Here is a 16,469-nt window from a genome sequence, read left to right on the forward strand (position 1 = left end):
AAATTATTTTTTATGGCTTTTAATCCACTGTAACCAATAAGAAAACTCACATGCCAAATGCATTTGATGCGATTTAATAAGGCTATTTGGACAAAGTGCTGGAAACTCTACAACTAGACTTACTTCTAAACCAGTATCTGTATCTTTGAATTGATGTCGAACTCCACCAATTGTAGTACCATCTTTCATACGTGCAACACCCATTGATTGATATTGATAAGACTTATCTCTAGGTGTCTTCAATCCCGTTTCGTCACCAAAAACAATAAAAAATTGAACTGGAAATGGAGAATTACCAGTAGTTTCGATAACCTCTAATTCCTTTTCCCCAAAGGGTCTTAGTACGTAGTGATCTGGACAGGCTGATAAATTCACTTGATCATTTTCATCCGATTGTTCAAGCATAAAACTATCAATTCCATTTATCGCTTCTTCTGCTGTAATCCCATCTAAATAGATACTTGTTTTTGAAAATTTTCGTCTATCACCAGATAAAACAGTACAAATACGCATACCCATTTCACTTAATTTCAGTTTAATTTTCAACTTATCATACATTTCATTGTATGAATAATTTAACTTTAGTTCCGTTAGTTTTTTTATCATAACGTCTGTATCATTTAATTCCGGTTCTTTATGTCCTAATGTATTTAAAACTTTTTTAATACGTTCTCTTTTCCACTTTGTAAGTTGTTCATTCGAAATATTGTTTCCATCAATAATAATTTTCATATACATTCTCCTTCGATTTGATCGTATCGTAGTGTATTTAATACTAAATTAATCATTTCTTGCTTCGTGTCTAGATTCAAATTCACCTCTGAATGAGCAATACTGCTAAGACCGTATAAAATAAATCCTGATGCTAATAATGAGTTATCAGTATTAAAAATCCCAGTTTTCACCCCTTCTTCGATTACTTGTCGAATTAATGGCTGCATTCGCGTAAATAATTTCTGTTCCAGTTGAAAATGTTGTTCCGTCTGAAACGAACTTACATTTTTATAAGGTGCTAATTTTTCGATAAATGCCCAAAATATATTTAGAGAATCTTTCAGCTTTTGCATGACAGACCGTTCATTAGAAATAAGTATTTCTTCAATTAACTCCAGATTTTTCACAATAAAATCATTTAATACTTCATCAACAAAATTCTCTTTAGACTTGAAGTAATAATAAAATAAGCCCGTTGCTACACCAGCATGATTCACAACATCTTTTATGCCAAATCCTTTCATACCATTTTTCATATATAGTTCAAAACCAATATCCATTAACTCTTGCCTTCTAACATCTGGTTCTTTTGATATTCTTTTCATAGGTCATCTCCTACTATGTTTTACCTTCGACTGAATCTGATTCAATCATAAACGACTGAACTATATTCAGTCAATATTAGTTTCCACAAAAAAGAGTAATCTCAAGAAATACACATCTAACCTTAGACTTATCAAAAAAGTTAGATCATATAACTTAAGACTACTCAATTTCATTAAACACATATTTTCTTTCCAAATCGCTTTAGTTTAACCACACCATTTCTGTCTCTACAATCATTTGAGGAAGCGTCTTTTGAATTATTTCCTCTAATACATTAAGAGCTTCATTCACATAACCACCCTCAAAACCCTCTAAAGGCTCAGGTAACTCATCCTCATCTAAAATAAAATATTCTCCACTTGGAAGTACCAATATATCAATAATTAAGTCTTCAAATGACACGAATTTGTCTGTTATTTGCGTATTTTTTACAACATTAAAATAAGAGCCTACATACATTCCATTTTTATCTCTCCATATGTATAAATTGTACGGACGATTTTCCCAGTAGTATGCAATGGTGTAACTTCCTTTTGGGATTGTTAAACTCGCACCATGTGCAGTCATTGTAAATGAATACTGAACCTCATGAAATAACACGATACTTTGCAACTGCTTTTCAAGTAATAAGCAAGTGTGATCTACTACGGTTGAGTCATACCGGATTTTTCTTTCTACAATTTTACTTTTCAGTGTTAGTAATTTATTCATTCTTTATTTCCCCTTATGCTATTTCTAATCTTAATTATATCCATTTATATAGTGATAAAGAAGTGTTTGGCCTCCAAATACACAATAAAAACTCCCTCTTATTTTAGAAGGAGTTTTTCGCTGTCCATGTTTCATATTTTTTCACTTCTAATGGAAGCTCATTCGTTTTCAACCACTCCACTGCACTACATACAAGTGGAGATGAATTGTCTTCTGTAATGCTTTCTATTGAAACCCATCTCGCTCCTAAAGAATCTTGACCTTCAAATTGTTCCGGTACTACGAATTCACCTTCGCATCTTTCAACACCGTAGAAAACTGCGATATGATGTACATGTGTGTACTCCTGAAATTTTGATGAAAATTGGAAATCAATTGTACCTATTTGTTTTACTACCGTTACATTTAGCCCGGTCTCCTCTTTAATCTCTCTATGAAGTCCAGCTAATAATGCTTCCTCATCTTCTAAACTACCACCAGGTAAATCATACCGACTTCTATATGGACCTTTAATTTTATCTATTACTAATATGTGATTGTTTTCGATACAAATGCCGTACACACCAAACGCACGATGAAAATTAGTAGCATTATTCATGGTTCAATTTCTCCGCTATCACATCATAAAATTTCCGTTCCTCATCAACATTTAAGTAAACACGACTTACTGTTTTAGAAAATCCATATAATAATTGTGCTTCCATTGGCTCTTTGAGTATTATTTCAAATGTTGGAGGTTCCTTTATAAATTCCATCACCGTTGCGTCAAGAACCTCTTTCTCTTTTTTTAAAAGTTCTCCTTTATAAAACGTAATCTTATCAATTTGTGTAAACGGTATAATGATTTTCTTCCCTAATCCAATTTGAATAATTATTTTTTCTTCCGTAACAATAATTGGGTTTTTACGCATTGCTTGTATTTCAGCTAAAAAATAAAACATTGCATATACGTTTAAAATAAGTAACACCCATGCTACTACTGGATTCCATTGATGAAGCAAATAATGAAAACCAATACTTTCTATTAAGGTTGCATGGATAATCATAATATATACACCTATTGCACCAGTCTTTTTGTGATATGAGTATACAGATTCACCTTCCTGTACTGTTGCACGCCACGATAAAAATGCATAATAGATTAACTTACACTCTGTTACAATGATATCTACTAATTTATTTCTTTTCATAGTAGCATCAAACGCTGCATCAATCGCATAAGAAAATGAAGAATATTCTCTTCTATATTCTTTATATCGTTTGATTGTTTCAGGAAGCACTTTAACGATTTTATAGAGAAGGAATAATTCTAGACCTACAAAAGCAATTTCTCCCGCAACTATAATATAAGAAACGTTTGAAAAAGCTTGTAAATAGTCACTTGGAATAATAAATCTCGCAAATATATATCCAGCTATTACGACAGGAAATATATACGTTAGCGAGTATCTTTTTCGAATAATAAAGAAATATGTAATAACCGGAATTACAAACATACAATCTAACAAAGAACCAAGCACTACTTCTTTCGGAGCGGCTGGTACAATCGGAAGGGCATACAATAAATAGTTTGATAACAAGATGAAAGATACGAGTCCAACCCAAATACCTTTTCGCCTTCGCGATAGTGAGTCATTCATACGTTCACTCCTCTATTTAAAAACCTCGTTTAAATGATCTTTATAAAATGTAATGGCACGTTCAAATTCTTTAACTTCGTCTACTTTTATAACCGTTTCAAGTAATAATTTCATCGCGGATTCATAATCGTTAACGTTATATTTTGCTAATGACAAAAATACTTTCATCACGGCATTATCCGGAAACTGCTGCAAACCTGTTTCTAAAACAGTAATTGCTTTGTCATACTCACCTATACAACGATATGTACTGCCAAGACCGATATATGCACCGCAAAGTGACTCCCCATCAAGACCATTTGCAATTGCCTGTTCATAATACGGCACAGCGTCTGTTTCAAGTCCCATTACATCATGTATCCAGGCACATTGAAAAAGCACTTCTGCATCCCGCGTAAAATTGGTTAACCCCATAAGTATCTCTCTAGATTGCGCATATTTCTTTTCATTTCTTAGTTTAATCGCTTGCTTTAATAAATGTTCCATAGAATCCACTCCTCACCAATTATTTTATGTATCCATCTCGAATGGTTAACATTTGTGTAAAAGTAAAATTCCCATAAATTAAAGTTTCGCTTACCTATATATACTATGCGGATTCACTCTTATCCAAATACTTAAAATTATAAAGCAGTAATGTGATTACATAGTACTTCTAACCTTTTGACAATTTCTTTCGCCGTTTCATCTTTCCCATTACATAACTTCCCTTTACCGTCCTGTCCAATTACGTAGTGCACCGCTCCGCGTGAATATAAAGAATGTGGTGAATTTGCAATCATTACATTTGCCTTAGATTCTTTCATTCTATTTTTCGCTCTTTCAAACAATTCTTCTTCATTTACATCACTTTCAAGTTTAAAGCCAACGAGTACGGTTTCTGGATCCCACTCTTTTATTTGCTTTAATACTTTTGGAGCCTTTTGAAAATGAATAATTGGCACTATATTACTTGAAATTTTCCCTTTCATATCAAGAACATTACCATCTTGATCACAAATTTTGTCTACAACCCAATCTGATCCAGCCGCTGCCATAATGACCGCATCGACTTTTTCATGTGTAATTATACTTTTCATTTTATCTTGTAAATCAACAATTCCTTCAAACGGGTGTAATTCTAATTGATTGTTTACATCGTTCGGTTTCTCAGCGAAATAACCGTGTAAATATATAACATGTGCTCCTTTACTTATAAATTCTTCCGCGATTATTCTACCAATTGTTCCTTTTGCCATATTCGTATGACCACGCACTTGGTCCCATTTTTCTAAACAACCACCACTCGTAATTAATACCTTTTTCCCCTTCATTGTAACCATCCCTTACTGATTTTTCTTACGAAACCATTCTGTTCCAAAGTCAACGATATCTCGTTGCTTCATAAGACGGCACGTTGCATTTCCTATTTTTCCATTTGTTACAGTTCCTTTTCGCTCAAACTCTACACCGATTTCTACAAACTTATCAGAATCGTAATCCATATCAACAAACTCTTTCCATACTCTTGCACCATTCTCTATAATTGGTGCCCCTACTTTTATTAACTCACATGCACCAGTACGTACTTCAGATAAATGTACAGACGTATTGGAATCATATCCAACACCAATTAATAATATGTATCCGTCTAAATCGTATATTTTTCTTAATGGAGATTCCTCTCCTAAACTCATTGATAGCGACTGATTCATCGTTATTTCTTCTGCATGTTTTCCCCATGCAGCAAAACTTCCTAATGGATGGTTGCTACGTACTACATTCGGATATGTACGAAAACATTCAACTACTTTTCCCATTGCCCTTGTTGGTGTTATATGTGGCTCAAAAGCCGGGACGTTATCTCGAATAATTTGCCACCATTCTTCAGGTACAGGTGGTCTTGACCAATGTTTCGGATCAGATAAATCCGAAGATTGAGTTGGCATAATAATTGTTCCCTCTTCCGTAATCACTTTCATTAACGCCTCTACTACCGCAACGGCTCCGCCAGATACCCAGCCAATAGAACTGAGCGAAGAATGCACAATAACCGTCCTTCCTTTTTCTAACCCTAATTCTCTTAAATCATTTGTAATTGTTTTGATTGTATTTGGCAATTGTGTACTTGCCACTATGTCATTCATTTTCACGATTGTTCCCCCATTTTTTTAAAACTAATACATACATATATTATCATATTTTTCTTAATTTTTAACTTAATCATTTCTGTCACTAGAAAAAAGGGTATATATTCACATGCATAATAATTAAGTGACTATATATTGATCTCAAATAACAAAAGCAGATAAATAAAAAAACTTTCTTCTCTTTTCTACTATTTGAACTAATTTGCTTAATTGCATACGTTTTTTCAGTATGTAGCAAAATAATAGTGATACGTTAAAACAATACAAACACTATATAAACGAAAGAGCCCATCACAACTGATAAGCTCTTCCGTTTCATTTACCCTTCAATTGTAACCCCTGTAAACATCGATAAGTTTCCCGTTATTTTCTCGCCTACACGTAAAAATAACCCTGCGGCTCTCCCGCTAATACAGTGTGAACCAATTAATAGTTTACCAGTATACGGACCATCCCATGTGTCAATTGTATAGTCAGGCATTTCTATGTATTGCTGATATATTTTCCGTTGTTCAAAGTAATACTCTGTTTTATCTTCAGCTAATAGTTCATCATTTTCGTATATAGATACCCCTCCGCCTTCACGGCCATATAAAGGTTTAGAAACATATGATTCATTTCTTTCTATAAACGGTTTATTTGTAAAATATGTTGGTAAGAAGTAGTTCTGAATGATTTCTCGATCTTCTTTCTCAAAGAAAACTCCTTCTTCGAACAGTTGCCAAATTAATGCGAGTACACTTTTATTTTGCATAAGAAAAGCAGCAGGTGGATTAATAATTTTCACTCTTCCTTGCGCTATATGATCTAAAAACTGGAGTCCAATTCTTTTCCCATTTTTATCGGTATCTGAAACTAAATATTCAATTGGATATAGTCTATATAAATAATGAATTCGTTCACCATTTGGCGTATATATACCATCATCTGCAACAACGATATCTTGTATACCTATATAATCCGTTGGTTGATCTAAACAATAGCTTCTTAAAAATTGAACTGTTTGATGATCTTCATCGTGCCAATCATAACTAGTAAAATATATCGTCTCTATAGGACTGATATTATAGTCATGTTTAATTTGTTCCCACGCCTGCACAATATGCTCTTCTATATGGTTCGGGTGGTTCACATCATGATAACGGCACAACACTTCATTTGCGACTGATGGCTCTAAATAACCTGTTGGTGTATCACAATTTACTTCTATTAACTTTATATCTTCACCATTTACGATAAAGTCAAACCTTGTAAAATATGAAAACAAACCAGTATGTTCCATTCTCGCAATTTCCCACGTTTCAGCAGGAAATCCTAGTGTTTGAAAATCTTCTGTCGTATTGACAATATATTGATACGTTTTATATAACACATACATAACTTCCTCTGTCACTTTTGAAATAGCAGTATAAGTTTTTACTGGCATACGATACATACCTGTTGCCATATATTGATTCCATTCTTCATTTTCTAATAGACTCGGCCATGTAAAACCATTCCGACCAGCCTCTTCCGCAAGTGAAAACCATACTTTCATATACTCTTTCTGCTCTTTTTCTGTATACATGATCCTATTATCCTTTCGTATTATGATCCGGCTGGCGCTTTTGCGTTTCCAATTCCACTTGAACCAGAATTCACTTTCGGCGTTTGAGTCGTAGATGATTTCGGCGTATTTGTATCTGGCGTCACTTTATTTGAAGAATTGGGCTGTTGTTTGTTTAAATCTACTTTATTGGAAGAATTATTGTTGTTACTGTTAGTTCCGCCGTAATACCCTCCACCACCACTGCCACCAGTTCTACTTTGGTCTTTTTCACGATATGGAATAATATTATTTGCATACGGTTTCTTCATTATATTTGGTTTTGCTGTATAATTCATATTTGAAGTTCTGCTTGCTAATAAATATCCTGCTACGAATGGAAGTATCGGTAAATGTGAATTTTCATGATACGATGAAAATGATGGATTCATTTCTTTACATAACTCATCATTTTCTACATTTTCATTAGTAGGCGTTTTATCATTACAATTTAAAGTTTCTTGTTCATTTCCTTGTTTTCCACCATCTGTTTTAACAGCAGTACTTTCTTGTTGAGCAGTATCTTCTTCATAATCGCCACATCCAGTTAATAAAAAAGATGATACCCCTATTGAAGTAGCAATTTTTATAAATTTACTTTTATCCATTCTCATGTGTTATACACCTAATTTCTTTTATCTATATTTTTCCAGATACCTTTATTATATAATGTAAATCTTACTTTTTTCAAACTATACCTTAGATGTACATTTGCATATTTTTATACTATTTTTCCATGTAACAATGAAACCTTTCAATCCCCGGATATTTTTCTCCTAAACTTTTAACTTGAAAACCAATTTTTTTATAAAATTCTACTGCCTCATCATCTGTCTCAGCCTGAAGATACGTCAATTGATGCATTCTTGATACTTCCTTTATCATTTGCAACGCAATTCCTTTATGACGATATTGCGGGACGACTGCTATGTGGCATACTCTCGCTTTATTTGCTCCGATTATTTCAATACCTATACAAGCCTCTTCTTCATATCTGTACAAAGTCCCTTTATTACTCTCATAATATAAAACTGCTTTCTTTAAGCTAATTTCACTTGGCCCGACTGCATACTGTAACACATTTAAAATTGGATTTTTCTCAATTTGTTCCACGCGTTGCAAATTCATTTCTACATCCCTTTCCATGAAAAAAGATTAGCTCTTTCTATAAAGAGCTAATCTCATTACGCCGTTATTTTTTCTTCTTTTTTCACAACGACCGCTACATAACTATGTAGTATCATTCCGACAATAACAAGACTCATTCCGATCCAAGATAAAGATAACGGAATTGGCGCAGATAGTAAGATAAGCTCTCCTACTAGCGCAAATAAAACTTCACCGGACTGTGTTGCTTCTACTGTTGCTAGTTTTTGTGGATCATCTTTTACAAGATCTGTCGCAAAGAAGAATAGTACTGTCGCGATTAAACCAGAACTAACTGCTACAATAAAACATTGGAAAACTTGGCTACTTGACGGTAATCCGCCTGTTGATACTTCATAACCAGATAGTAAAAACCAAAATGGTAAACTTGCTAATGTCATACCGAGAACTCGCTGGAATACGTCTAATTCACCTTTACAAACTTGCATCATTTTTCGATTTCCAAGAGGATACGCAAACGCTGCAATGAGTACAGGAACTACACATAAAACGGTTTCTCGAATTCCTAATGAAGAAGCATGTTCTACTTGCATGAGTACAACACCGCATAAAATAACCCCAGACATAACTAATTCCTTCATTGGAAGTTTTTTATGTAATGGATCTACTGCAAAAAATGGTGTTAACAAAATTCCTGCGACAATCGTAATTTGCCAAGTTGATGCAACAAGCCAACCAGGTCCAAAAGATCCGGCAAAACTAAGTGGTGCATAGAAAAGACCAAATCCAACGATACTCCATACTAACCATTCTTTCGGATTATTTTTCATATATTGAAAGAGTTGCTTTAAGTTCCCTCTATACATGACAATAAGTAAAAGCATCGGAACCATAAAGTAGTACCGTAATGAAGCACTCCAAATCCAGCTTCCACCTTCTAAGTCCATCGCCCGGTTTAAAACGAAGGTAAAGGCAAAGAAAAATGATGCCAATATCCCTACTGCAATAGCTTTCATTATAAAACCCCTTGTTTAGTTTCTTCTTATACTATACAACAAATTAAATATAATTAAAATTCGAAATCTTTATCTCGCATCTATTCTAACTCTATATAGTTTTCTTAACTGACTAATATGAGCTTGATGGTACCGATTATGATCGGCTATATGCCATATTCCCCACCTTATAGTCGCAGTTTCTCCCTTCTCATAAAAAACTTCCCTAGTTAAATCATTTTCTGTTAGTTTCATACACTCCTCATAAAACATATGTTGCACCTCTTCATAATCTTGCATTAATTGTTGTAACGTCTGTTTTTTTAAACTTGGCAGTTCTCCTACTTCATTTAACATAGGTCCGTATTTATTTTCAAGCACGAGTGGAACTGCTTCTCCTTTTAAGCGATACACCCAATGTAAATCAACAACTGCTAAATGTTGAAGTAGTTGCCCGATGCTATTTTCATTATTTTCTGATCCTTTAAAAGACAATTCCTTCTTATCAATACCTTCTACCAACTTTTGCAATCGTTTATATGTATCTGTAACCATCGCATACAAAATTGCCACTTGCGGGTTCATATTTTTTTCTAAATGGAGATCTTTCATACTAAACTCCCTCTATTAAAAGAACAACACCATATGTTCATCATCACTATACACACCATTCATCTTTATAGCTCTCTTTTCAATCCCATAAGTTTTAAAGCCCATTGATTCATACAATTTTTTTGCTGGTTCGTTTGTAGATACAACACCTAAGTTCAATTGTTCTAAGCTCATTTCTCTTGCTCTTTCAATTGCCTTACGTATTAACTCACGTGCAAGACCACTTCTTCGATTGCTTGCATCTACATACATCGCAACGATATGACCTTTATGTTTATACGCCTCTTTCTCTTCTGTTAGTAAAGTAACCACTCCAACTAATTGATTCTTTTCATTAAAAGCACCGAATGTACAGCTAGTAGTAGCTGTTAAATTATTTTCCACTCGCTTAATAGGATTTTCTTGACGAATCGCCTCTTCATAAGTTGTTACAAATGCCTCTGGATTTACTTGTAATGCCTGTAAACGTAACTCCCAATATTGTTTTGCATCTTCTTTCGTAAGTAATCGAATCATATTTCTCCAGCCCCTTTAAGTTAACATAATATTTTTATAAACTACTATTTATAGATTCATATTCTTCTCTTAACATACTATAACGATAACGATGAATGAACTTTCCTTGACGTAATCGATCATTTCTCATTAATCCTTCACAAACAAAATCAGCCTTTTCATAACTCTTTCTAGCTTGAAAATTATCTTCATCTACACGTAGCCAAACTTTTTCTAATTCAAATTCAAAGAATGCTAGGTGTAACATACTATATAGGGCTGCTATTCCATATCCTTTACCCCAGTATTCTTTATTACCAATTGCGATTCCCAGTTCTGCATTTTTATTTGTTTTATCAAAGTTTTTAAGATCTACCCACCCAATATGTATGCCGTTTTCTGTAGTGATAGCTCTTTGTTCATAACCATTTTTTCGATTTATACATGCTTCAATCCACTTTTTCGTATCTTCACGAGTGAACGGTGGATATTGATCCGGTACAACTAAATGATTTGTCACTTCTTTATCTAATGACCATTGATATCGTTCTTCTATATCATCTAGTGTCAGTTCTCTTAATTGAACGATTGGTACATTCATTATGCCATCCCCTTTTTATTTTCCTATAGAAAACCCTTCGAACATTCTTCCTCCATACTGTTCTAGCGTTTTTTCTACAAAAGTAATTAAGTTTCTTTTCTCACCCGTTGTATAAAAATGATCGAACGCCTCTACAAATTGATCTGCGTACTGTTCATCATATTTTCTAAGTACCCTTATAAACCATTTTGAACTTCCAAGCCATTTCCCATTTACTCTTAATATATATTCATGTAATAAATCAGCTAATAAATTTGCGATAAACAATTCTTCTTCTCTTTTTGATGCACCAATAAAATCGTCCAAAGTATCCGTAATAAAATACCGTTTTTGCTTCATCATTTCTTCAGTCCATATAGCTGGCCCTTTATTTAGTAAATCATTTGCTTCTCTTTTTAATTTCTCAACAATTTCATTTTCTCCTTTTAATACAATCCCCTCTGAAACTAATTGTGGTAACGAAGGTCTCCCTCGGTCACAATCCATTTTAAAAAAGGTTTTACACGTTTCAAAATTATGTACAAACACTTCAACAGGCCATCCATTACTATAGAAAGATTCTCTATAACAAGACGGTAAATTTTGATCAACTATAACAATGTCCAGATCAGATGTTTTTGTCGCTTCTCCTCTTACAACGCTTCCTCCCAGTAAAGCTACATCACAATTCGGAAATTGTGATGTAATTATGCGTTGTGCTGCTTCCATTGGTTTCATAACCGTTCCCCTTTTCTTATTTCACTTTCTTTTTTTTAGCTCTTTCTCTCGCCTTTTGTATATACGGTTCTGCTTCTGGTGTTTTGCATGACGTTGCCCCGTGATCAACTTGTACTTTCCCAATTTCACGTGCAATTTCAATCGCTTTTCTCTCTAAGTCTTCATTACGAATTCCTATCGCGATTAAAGCACTATTCATCGCTTCTTTTTTTCTATTTTTTTCATTATGTATATTTGCTTTAATCTCTTCTAGATACGGAGTGAAGAATTCATCATGTAACGTTTTATTTTTAATCGCTATATTTGCTAATAGAGACCATCCTGCTCTTCCAATCCATTCATCATCGGACTTTGTCCATTCTTCCATTCTTTCTATCGCGATTGGCGACGTACAAATAGCCGTCATCAAAACGTCCATTAAACAATAATAATCAACTTCCTGTACCCATTTGTTTAGCTGTTCTGTCGTAACTTTCTTTGGTTCTAAAATCATTGTTGCTAAAGTCATTGCATCCATATTTTTTGTTTTCCATAATGAAATTGCTAAATCATGATCTTTTTTTATCTTCTTTTTTAACAATTTTAAATTGGCAAAACTAACTCCGAATAGTGGCTCTTTCGCTCCGTGGTTTTTATACGTTTTACGATTTTGTCCTGTTCCATATTCCTCTAGTTGCCGCATTACTTCTTCAAGTAACATATGCCCACCTCTTTATCTTTTATGTTGACTTCATATATGCATGTACGATATATTCTACATTACTTTTTGGTTTTCCTATATTTATTTTTTAAAATACGGTATGTGAAATTTTAAAGTTGCTACAGATAACTAAAACAACCACGAAAAGCCTGTACATTTTACATATACAGGTTTTCATTTCATCAATTTCCCAAATTATAAGAAATAGAATATGAAAGAACTTTTATTTATTCGATTTTCTCTATATTTGTTGTAAGCTCTTTACATCTGACCACTCTTCTATAGACACTGCGTCCAGAAAAACTGTAACTACATTAAAATTCGTACCTTTTTCTTTTCCAATTTGTTTAACAGCTAATAAATTCGCTGCCGCAGACGTTCCTATTTTCATACCTGTTTCATTATAAAAACGTGCCATTTCATACAAAAAGAGCTTCTTTATTCAAATGCGTTCATAAGCACAATTCTCCAACTATCTGGATCCTCTATTGTGGTCCCTTTCTCTATCCAATACGGATTTTCTGGTTCTACCTCATGATAGCCCATATTACTTAATCGATTCACTATTTTTTCAATTTCATCTTTATTAGGCATATAAAAAACTAGTAAATTATCTTTTGTCGGCGCCGGACATGGACTTCCATTAACATGCGTTGTAAACTCCAAATGATACTTGGCATCCGGTACTCCAAACATAACTCCATCATATCCTTCATGATTGTGAAATTCTCCTATACGCTTTAATCCTAACCCCGTCTCATAAAAACTTATAACTTCTTCAAATTTATCTGTTGGTCTTGCCATTCTAAATTGAACCCAATTCTTCATGCAAATCTCCTCCTTTTCATTTTCCAAAGCTTTATAGTAATTATTATAAGTTACATATATTTCCTTTCAAATCCCTCATTAGTGTGAGAACTACCTAAGTTGAAAGACCTATTAGTTTATAAATAGTAGGTCTTTAGTATTAAATTCATATAAAAGTAGTTATATAAATATTGAGATGAAATAAATAGTTCTTCCGATAATATCAAATGTTCCCCAGACCAAAATTTAATTTTTTTCTATACCAATATTTTAATAGAAAACAAAAATATTCGAATCAATAATTGGAATGAAAATGAAATGCTACGAAAGTATGATTAGTCCCTTTTCATTTTGATATCGATTCCCCTAAAAACCACCTACATCATTATTAGAAGAACCAAATTTGATTCTTGAAAATTTTCATAATAAACATTAAAATCACCCTGTTTTTTCAAGACTGCAATTGATACAAAATCTTGCATATTTTTGAACAAACTTTTTTGCACTTGTAAAAAAGTTTTTTTGCAATTACCTCCCTATAATTGCTAATATAGTAGAGTAGAACTTTTATAGAGAGAAGGAAAATTATGCACAATGGAATTCGAATGACAACTTTAGTAAAAAGGGCTATGTTGATTTGCGCGGGGGTATTATTTACATACGAAGCGGCTTTAGGATCAGCACATATTGCTCTAGCAAGTACAGAGGATGAAGCAAAATCTGTTCAACTTGTAAGTGAAATTCAATCATCTCTTGCACCGAAAGAAGCTCCAAAACAATATAACGGGCAAGTTAGAAAAGTCGCTTATTTAACATTTGATGATGGTCCTGGAAAATACACAGCCGAGCTTTTAGATATGTTAAAGAGAGAAAATGCAAAAGCAACATTTTTCCTAATTGGTTCAAACGTAAAAGCACTCCCTGATCTTGTAAAACGTGAAGATGCTGAAGGCCACTACGTTGGGATGCACAGTATGACTCATAACTACAAGAAACTTTACACAGAAGGTCATTACGTAGATGAAATGAAGGAAGATCAAGGCTTAATCGCTGGTGTTCTAGGCAAATCACCAGTATTAACTCGTCCATCTTACGGCTCAATGCCAGGATTAAACGAAGCTCTTCGCAACAAAGTTGTCGAAAACGGATTAAAAGTTTGGGATTGGACAATTGACTCTTTAGACTGGACATACAGTAAAATGCCTGTTGATGCTGCATCAGCTAAAATTGTGCAAAACGTTGTAAATGGAGCTAACAAGCCAACAGAAGTTATTCTTATGCATGACATTCATCCACAATCGGTTAAAGCAGTACCTGGAATTATTAAAGGGTTGAAAGAAAAAGGATATGAATTAGAAAGTTATAGTGAGAACGAACACTTCCCATTAAACTTCTGGCATGATAACCGTATGTAATGAAAAAGACTTGATTTCCTCTAGTAGGTTATTGAGTCTTTTTTTATCGCATTGGGTATTACTTCTCGTATATTCAATTGAACTCCCTCCTTCCCTTATATCCATAGAAATTAAGAATCACATTAATTTAACTTAAAAACATGTCATGTTATACTATAGGCTAGTTTAAATGAGTAGGTGTCACATGATAGTATATACAGTTCAAACTGAAGCAGCATGGAAACAATTTAAAAAACTTGGTTATTTAGAAGGAAGTAAAGAAAACATCGATCCCGATTTTATATATTCATACGATTGGATGGTACGTGTAGCTAAAAAAAGATTACTCTACTATGAAGGGAACTATCCTATTTGGGTCTGGGAAGCAAATAATTATCCAGATCGAAATGCTAAAGCCTGGGGTAGAGAAAATTCAAAAATGGTAATTTTAACACTTGATGTGCCGAATGAATGGGTACTATGGAGTGATATTAGTTACTGGTGTTGTGCCATGACTGCTAGCTCTATGTATTTTCATCAAACAAATAAACGAACATTAGAAGACTGGTTTACTTTTATGGATGAAGAGTACAGATTAATATTCGACTTCGACTATTTATTATCTCATCCTGATTGGTATAAAGGTAAAGAGGCTTCATTAGAAAAACAAGGTGTTATCGGCAAAATCCCCCTTTCCTTTGTAAAAAAAGTCAGACGTTTTCGTGCTAAGGGAGATAAATCTATTAATGAAATCAGAAGTGATAACTGGCATAATAGAAAAGAAAATCGTATCAAAAAGATGAATCGAAAATTAAGAAAAAGAAACGACAAGCAAAAAAAATTGCAAAAGCGACTTATACGGAATTAAAACATATATATCAAAATACAGTAAGAAATTATGGATTGAGTATACAAATTCAATCCTATTTTTTATATTATCAACACTTTAGCACATATTACTCTTAAGGAGTGATGTGTATATGGATTTTCTTTCAACCGAATATTTGTCTGCCTTACTTGCCATCATTGTAATTGATTTAGTGTTAGCCGGTGATAATGCCATTGTAATTGGGTTAGCAGCAAGGCGATTACCGAAAGATCAGCAAAAGAAAGTTATTATTTGGGGAACTATCGGGGCAATCGCGATTAGAGCCCTCGCTACTTTAGTTGTCGTTTGGTTATTAAAAATACCGGGGCTACTTCTAATTGGTGGTGTACTCCTTATATGGATCGCTTACAAATTAATTGCTGAAGGTAAAGATCATGATATTAAGGCAGAAGAAGGATTTTGGTCTGCTATTAAAACCATTATTATAGCTGATGCATTAATGGGAATTGATAATGTTCTCGCTGTTGCAGGAGCTGCGCATGGTAATTTTTCTTTAGTAGTCATCGGACTATTAGTATCTATTCCAGTAGTAGTATGGGGCAGTACCTTAATTTTAAAATGGGTGGATAGATTCCCTGTCATCATTACGATTGGAGCAGCTGTTTTAGCTTATACTGCTGCGAAAATGATTGTAGATGAGAAATGGTTCGCTGGATTTTTCGAAAGTAATCCTTTCATAAAATGGGCATTTATCATTATTATCATTGCCGGTGTAGTATTCTTTGGAAAGATGAAACAAAAAACAAAAAACGAAAGATAATTCTATA

The 16,469-nt window shown here is 33.7% G+C and carries 21 protein-coding genes and 1 pseudogene; 3 read left to right on the forward strand and 19 right to left on the reverse strand.

What is annotated here, in order from left to right:
- Positions 1-3: 3 nt before the first annotated feature.
- The 19 genes and pseudogenes from ABH961_RS09665 to ABH961_RS09755 all read right to left on the reverse strand — a co-directional run bounded on the left by ABH961_RS09665 (position 4) and on the right by ABH961_RS09755 (position 13,440).
- Positions 4-732, reverse strand: a complete 729-nt coding sequence (locus ABH961_RS09665; RefSeq protein ID WP_098681449.1) for a hypothetical protein — start codon at positions 730-732, stop codon at positions 4-6.
- Complete coding sequence (locus ABH961_RS09670) at positions 729-1,319, reverse strand: TetR/AcrR family transcriptional regulator (protein ID WP_098132741.1); 591 nt, start codon at positions 1,317-1,319, stop codon at positions 729-731. The genes ABH961_RS09665 and ABH961_RS09670 overlap by 4 nt, the downstream gene beginning before the upstream one ends.
- 202 nt (positions 1,320-1,521) lie before the next feature.
- Positions 1,522-2,031: a ribonuclease FAU-1 family protein gene (locus ABH961_RS09675; RefSeq protein ID WP_098079268.1), complete on the reverse strand. Its 510-nt coding sequence runs from the start codon at positions 2,029-2,031 to the stop codon at positions 1,522-1,524.
- Between the two features lie 103 nt (positions 2,032-2,134).
- The gene (locus ABH961_RS09680; protein WP_098079265.1) at positions 2,135-2,629 is read right to left on the reverse strand and encodes an NUDIX hydrolase; all 495 of its coding nucleotides are present in this window, start codon (positions 2,627-2,629) and stop codon (positions 2,135-2,137) included.
- Positions 2,622-3,671 carry a hypothetical protein gene (locus ABH961_RS09685; protein WP_098681448.1) on the reverse strand — a complete coding sequence of 350 codons (1,050 nt, stop codon included), beginning with the start codon at positions 3,669-3,671 and terminating at the stop codon, positions 2,622-2,624. Before ABH961_RS09685 ends, ABH961_RS09680 begins: the two co-directional genes overlap by 8 nt.
- Positions 3,672-3,683: 12 nt before the next feature.
- On the reverse strand, positions 3,684-4,157 hold the full coding sequence (locus tag ABH961_RS09690; RefSeq protein ID WP_141545766.1) for a tetratricopeptide repeat protein: 474 nt from the start codon (positions 4,155-4,157) through the stop codon (positions 3,684-3,686).
- Positions 4,158-4,294: 137 nt separating this feature from the next.
- On the reverse strand, positions 4,295-4,984 hold the full coding sequence (locus ABH961_RS09695; RefSeq protein ID WP_404519303.1) for a phosphopantothenoylcysteine decarboxylase domain-containing protein: 690 nt from the start codon (positions 4,982-4,984) through the stop codon (positions 4,295-4,297).
- 12 nt (positions 4,985-4,996) lie between these two features.
- Entirely contained in the window at positions 4,997-5,797 is an 801-nt protein-coding gene (gene aacC / locus ABH961_RS09700; RefSeq protein WP_404519329.1) for a BA2930 family N-acetyltransferase, read from the reverse strand.
- Between the two features lie 322 nt (positions 5,798-6,119).
- Entirely contained in the window at positions 6,120-7,367 is a 1,248-nt protein-coding gene (locus ABH961_RS09705; RefSeq protein WP_098079257.1) for a glutathionylspermidine synthase family protein, read from the reverse strand.
- A gap of 20 nt (positions 7,368-7,387) precedes the next feature.
- Positions 7,388-7,999: a hypothetical protein gene (locus tag ABH961_RS09710; RefSeq protein ID WP_048547551.1), complete on the reverse strand. Its 612-nt coding sequence runs from the start codon at positions 7,997-7,999 to the stop codon at positions 7,388-7,390.
- A gap of 112 nt (positions 8,000-8,111) precedes the next feature.
- The gene (locus tag ABH961_RS09715; RefSeq protein ID WP_048547884.1) at positions 8,112-8,513 is read right to left on the reverse strand and encodes a GNAT family N-acetyltransferase; all 402 of its coding nucleotides are present in this window, start codon (positions 8,511-8,513) and stop codon (positions 8,112-8,114) included.
- Positions 8,514-8,569: 56 nt separating this feature from the next.
- A complete protein-coding gene (locus ABH961_RS09720) occupies positions 8,570-9,508 on the reverse strand; it encodes a DMT family transporter (protein WP_048547552.1) in 939 nt (312 codons plus the stop codon).
- A 69-nt stretch (positions 9,509-9,577) separates the two neighbouring features.
- Complete coding sequence (locus ABH961_RS09725; protein WP_098633675.1) at positions 9,578-10,099, reverse strand: DinB family protein; 522 nt, start codon at positions 10,097-10,099, stop codon at positions 9,578-9,580.
- A gap of 15 nt (positions 10,100-10,114) precedes the next feature.
- A complete protein-coding gene (locus ABH961_RS09730; protein ID WP_098047767.1) occupies positions 10,115-10,615 on the reverse strand; it encodes a GNAT family N-acetyltransferase in 501 nt (166 codons plus the stop codon).
- Between the two features lie 34 nt (positions 10,616-10,649).
- The gene (locus ABH961_RS09735; RefSeq protein ID WP_098642459.1) at positions 10,650-11,195 is read right to left on the reverse strand and encodes a GNAT family N-acetyltransferase; all 546 of its coding nucleotides are present in this window, start codon (positions 11,193-11,195) and stop codon (positions 10,650-10,652) included.
- A 15-nt stretch (positions 11,196-11,210) separates the two neighbouring features.
- Positions 11,211-11,912 (reverse strand): nucleotidyltransferase domain-containing protein, encoded by a 702-nt coding sequence (locus tag ABH961_RS09740; protein WP_098132746.1) that lies wholly within the window; start codon positions 11,910-11,912, stop codon positions 11,211-11,213.
- A gap of 16 nt (positions 11,913-11,928) precedes the next feature.
- A complete protein-coding gene (locus ABH961_RS09745; RefSeq protein ID WP_048547560.1) occupies positions 11,929-12,612 on the reverse strand; it encodes a DNA alkylation repair protein in 684 nt (227 codons plus the stop codon).
- Positions 12,613-12,853: 241 nt separating this feature from the next.
- A pseudogene (locus ABH961_RS09750) lies at positions 12,854-13,039 on the reverse strand (cysteine synthase family protein); the annotation flags it as partial.
- An 11-nt stretch (positions 13,040-13,050) separates the two neighbouring features.
- Positions 13,051-13,440: a VOC family protein gene (locus ABH961_RS09755; protein WP_048547562.1), complete on the reverse strand. Its 390-nt coding sequence runs from the start codon at positions 13,438-13,440 to the stop codon at positions 13,051-13,053.
- A 566-nt stretch (positions 13,441-14,006) separates the two neighbouring features.
- Between ABH961_RS09755 and ABH961_RS09760 the strand changes: the two genes are divergently transcribed.
- The 3 genes from ABH961_RS09760 to ABH961_RS09770 all read left to right on the forward strand — a co-directional run bounded on the left by ABH961_RS09760 (position 14,007) and on the right by ABH961_RS09770 (position 16,462).
- Complete coding sequence (locus tag ABH961_RS09760; protein WP_048547563.1) at positions 14,007-14,834, forward strand: peptidoglycan-N-acetylglucosamine deacetylase; 828 nt, start codon at positions 14,007-14,009, stop codon at positions 14,832-14,834.
- Between the two features lie 184 nt (positions 14,835-15,018).
- Positions 15,019-15,681 (forward strand): DUF3841 domain-containing protein, encoded by a 663-nt coding sequence (locus ABH961_RS09765; protein ID WP_048547565.1) that lies wholly within the window; start codon positions 15,019-15,021, stop codon positions 15,679-15,681.
- A 112-nt stretch (positions 15,682-15,793) separates the two neighbouring features.
- Positions 15,794-16,462, forward strand: coding sequence for a TerC family protein (locus ABH961_RS09770; RefSeq protein WP_048547566.1), 669 nt, complete (start codon positions 15,794-15,796; stop codon positions 16,460-16,462).
- The last annotated feature ends 7 nt before the right edge of the window (positions 16,463-16,469 follow it).

Source organism: Bacillus sp. RC251 (assembly GCF_044908765.1).
Classification (GTDB): domain Bacteria; phylum Bacillota; class Bacilli; order Bacillales; family Bacillaceae_G; genus Bacillus_A; species Bacillus_A wiedmannii.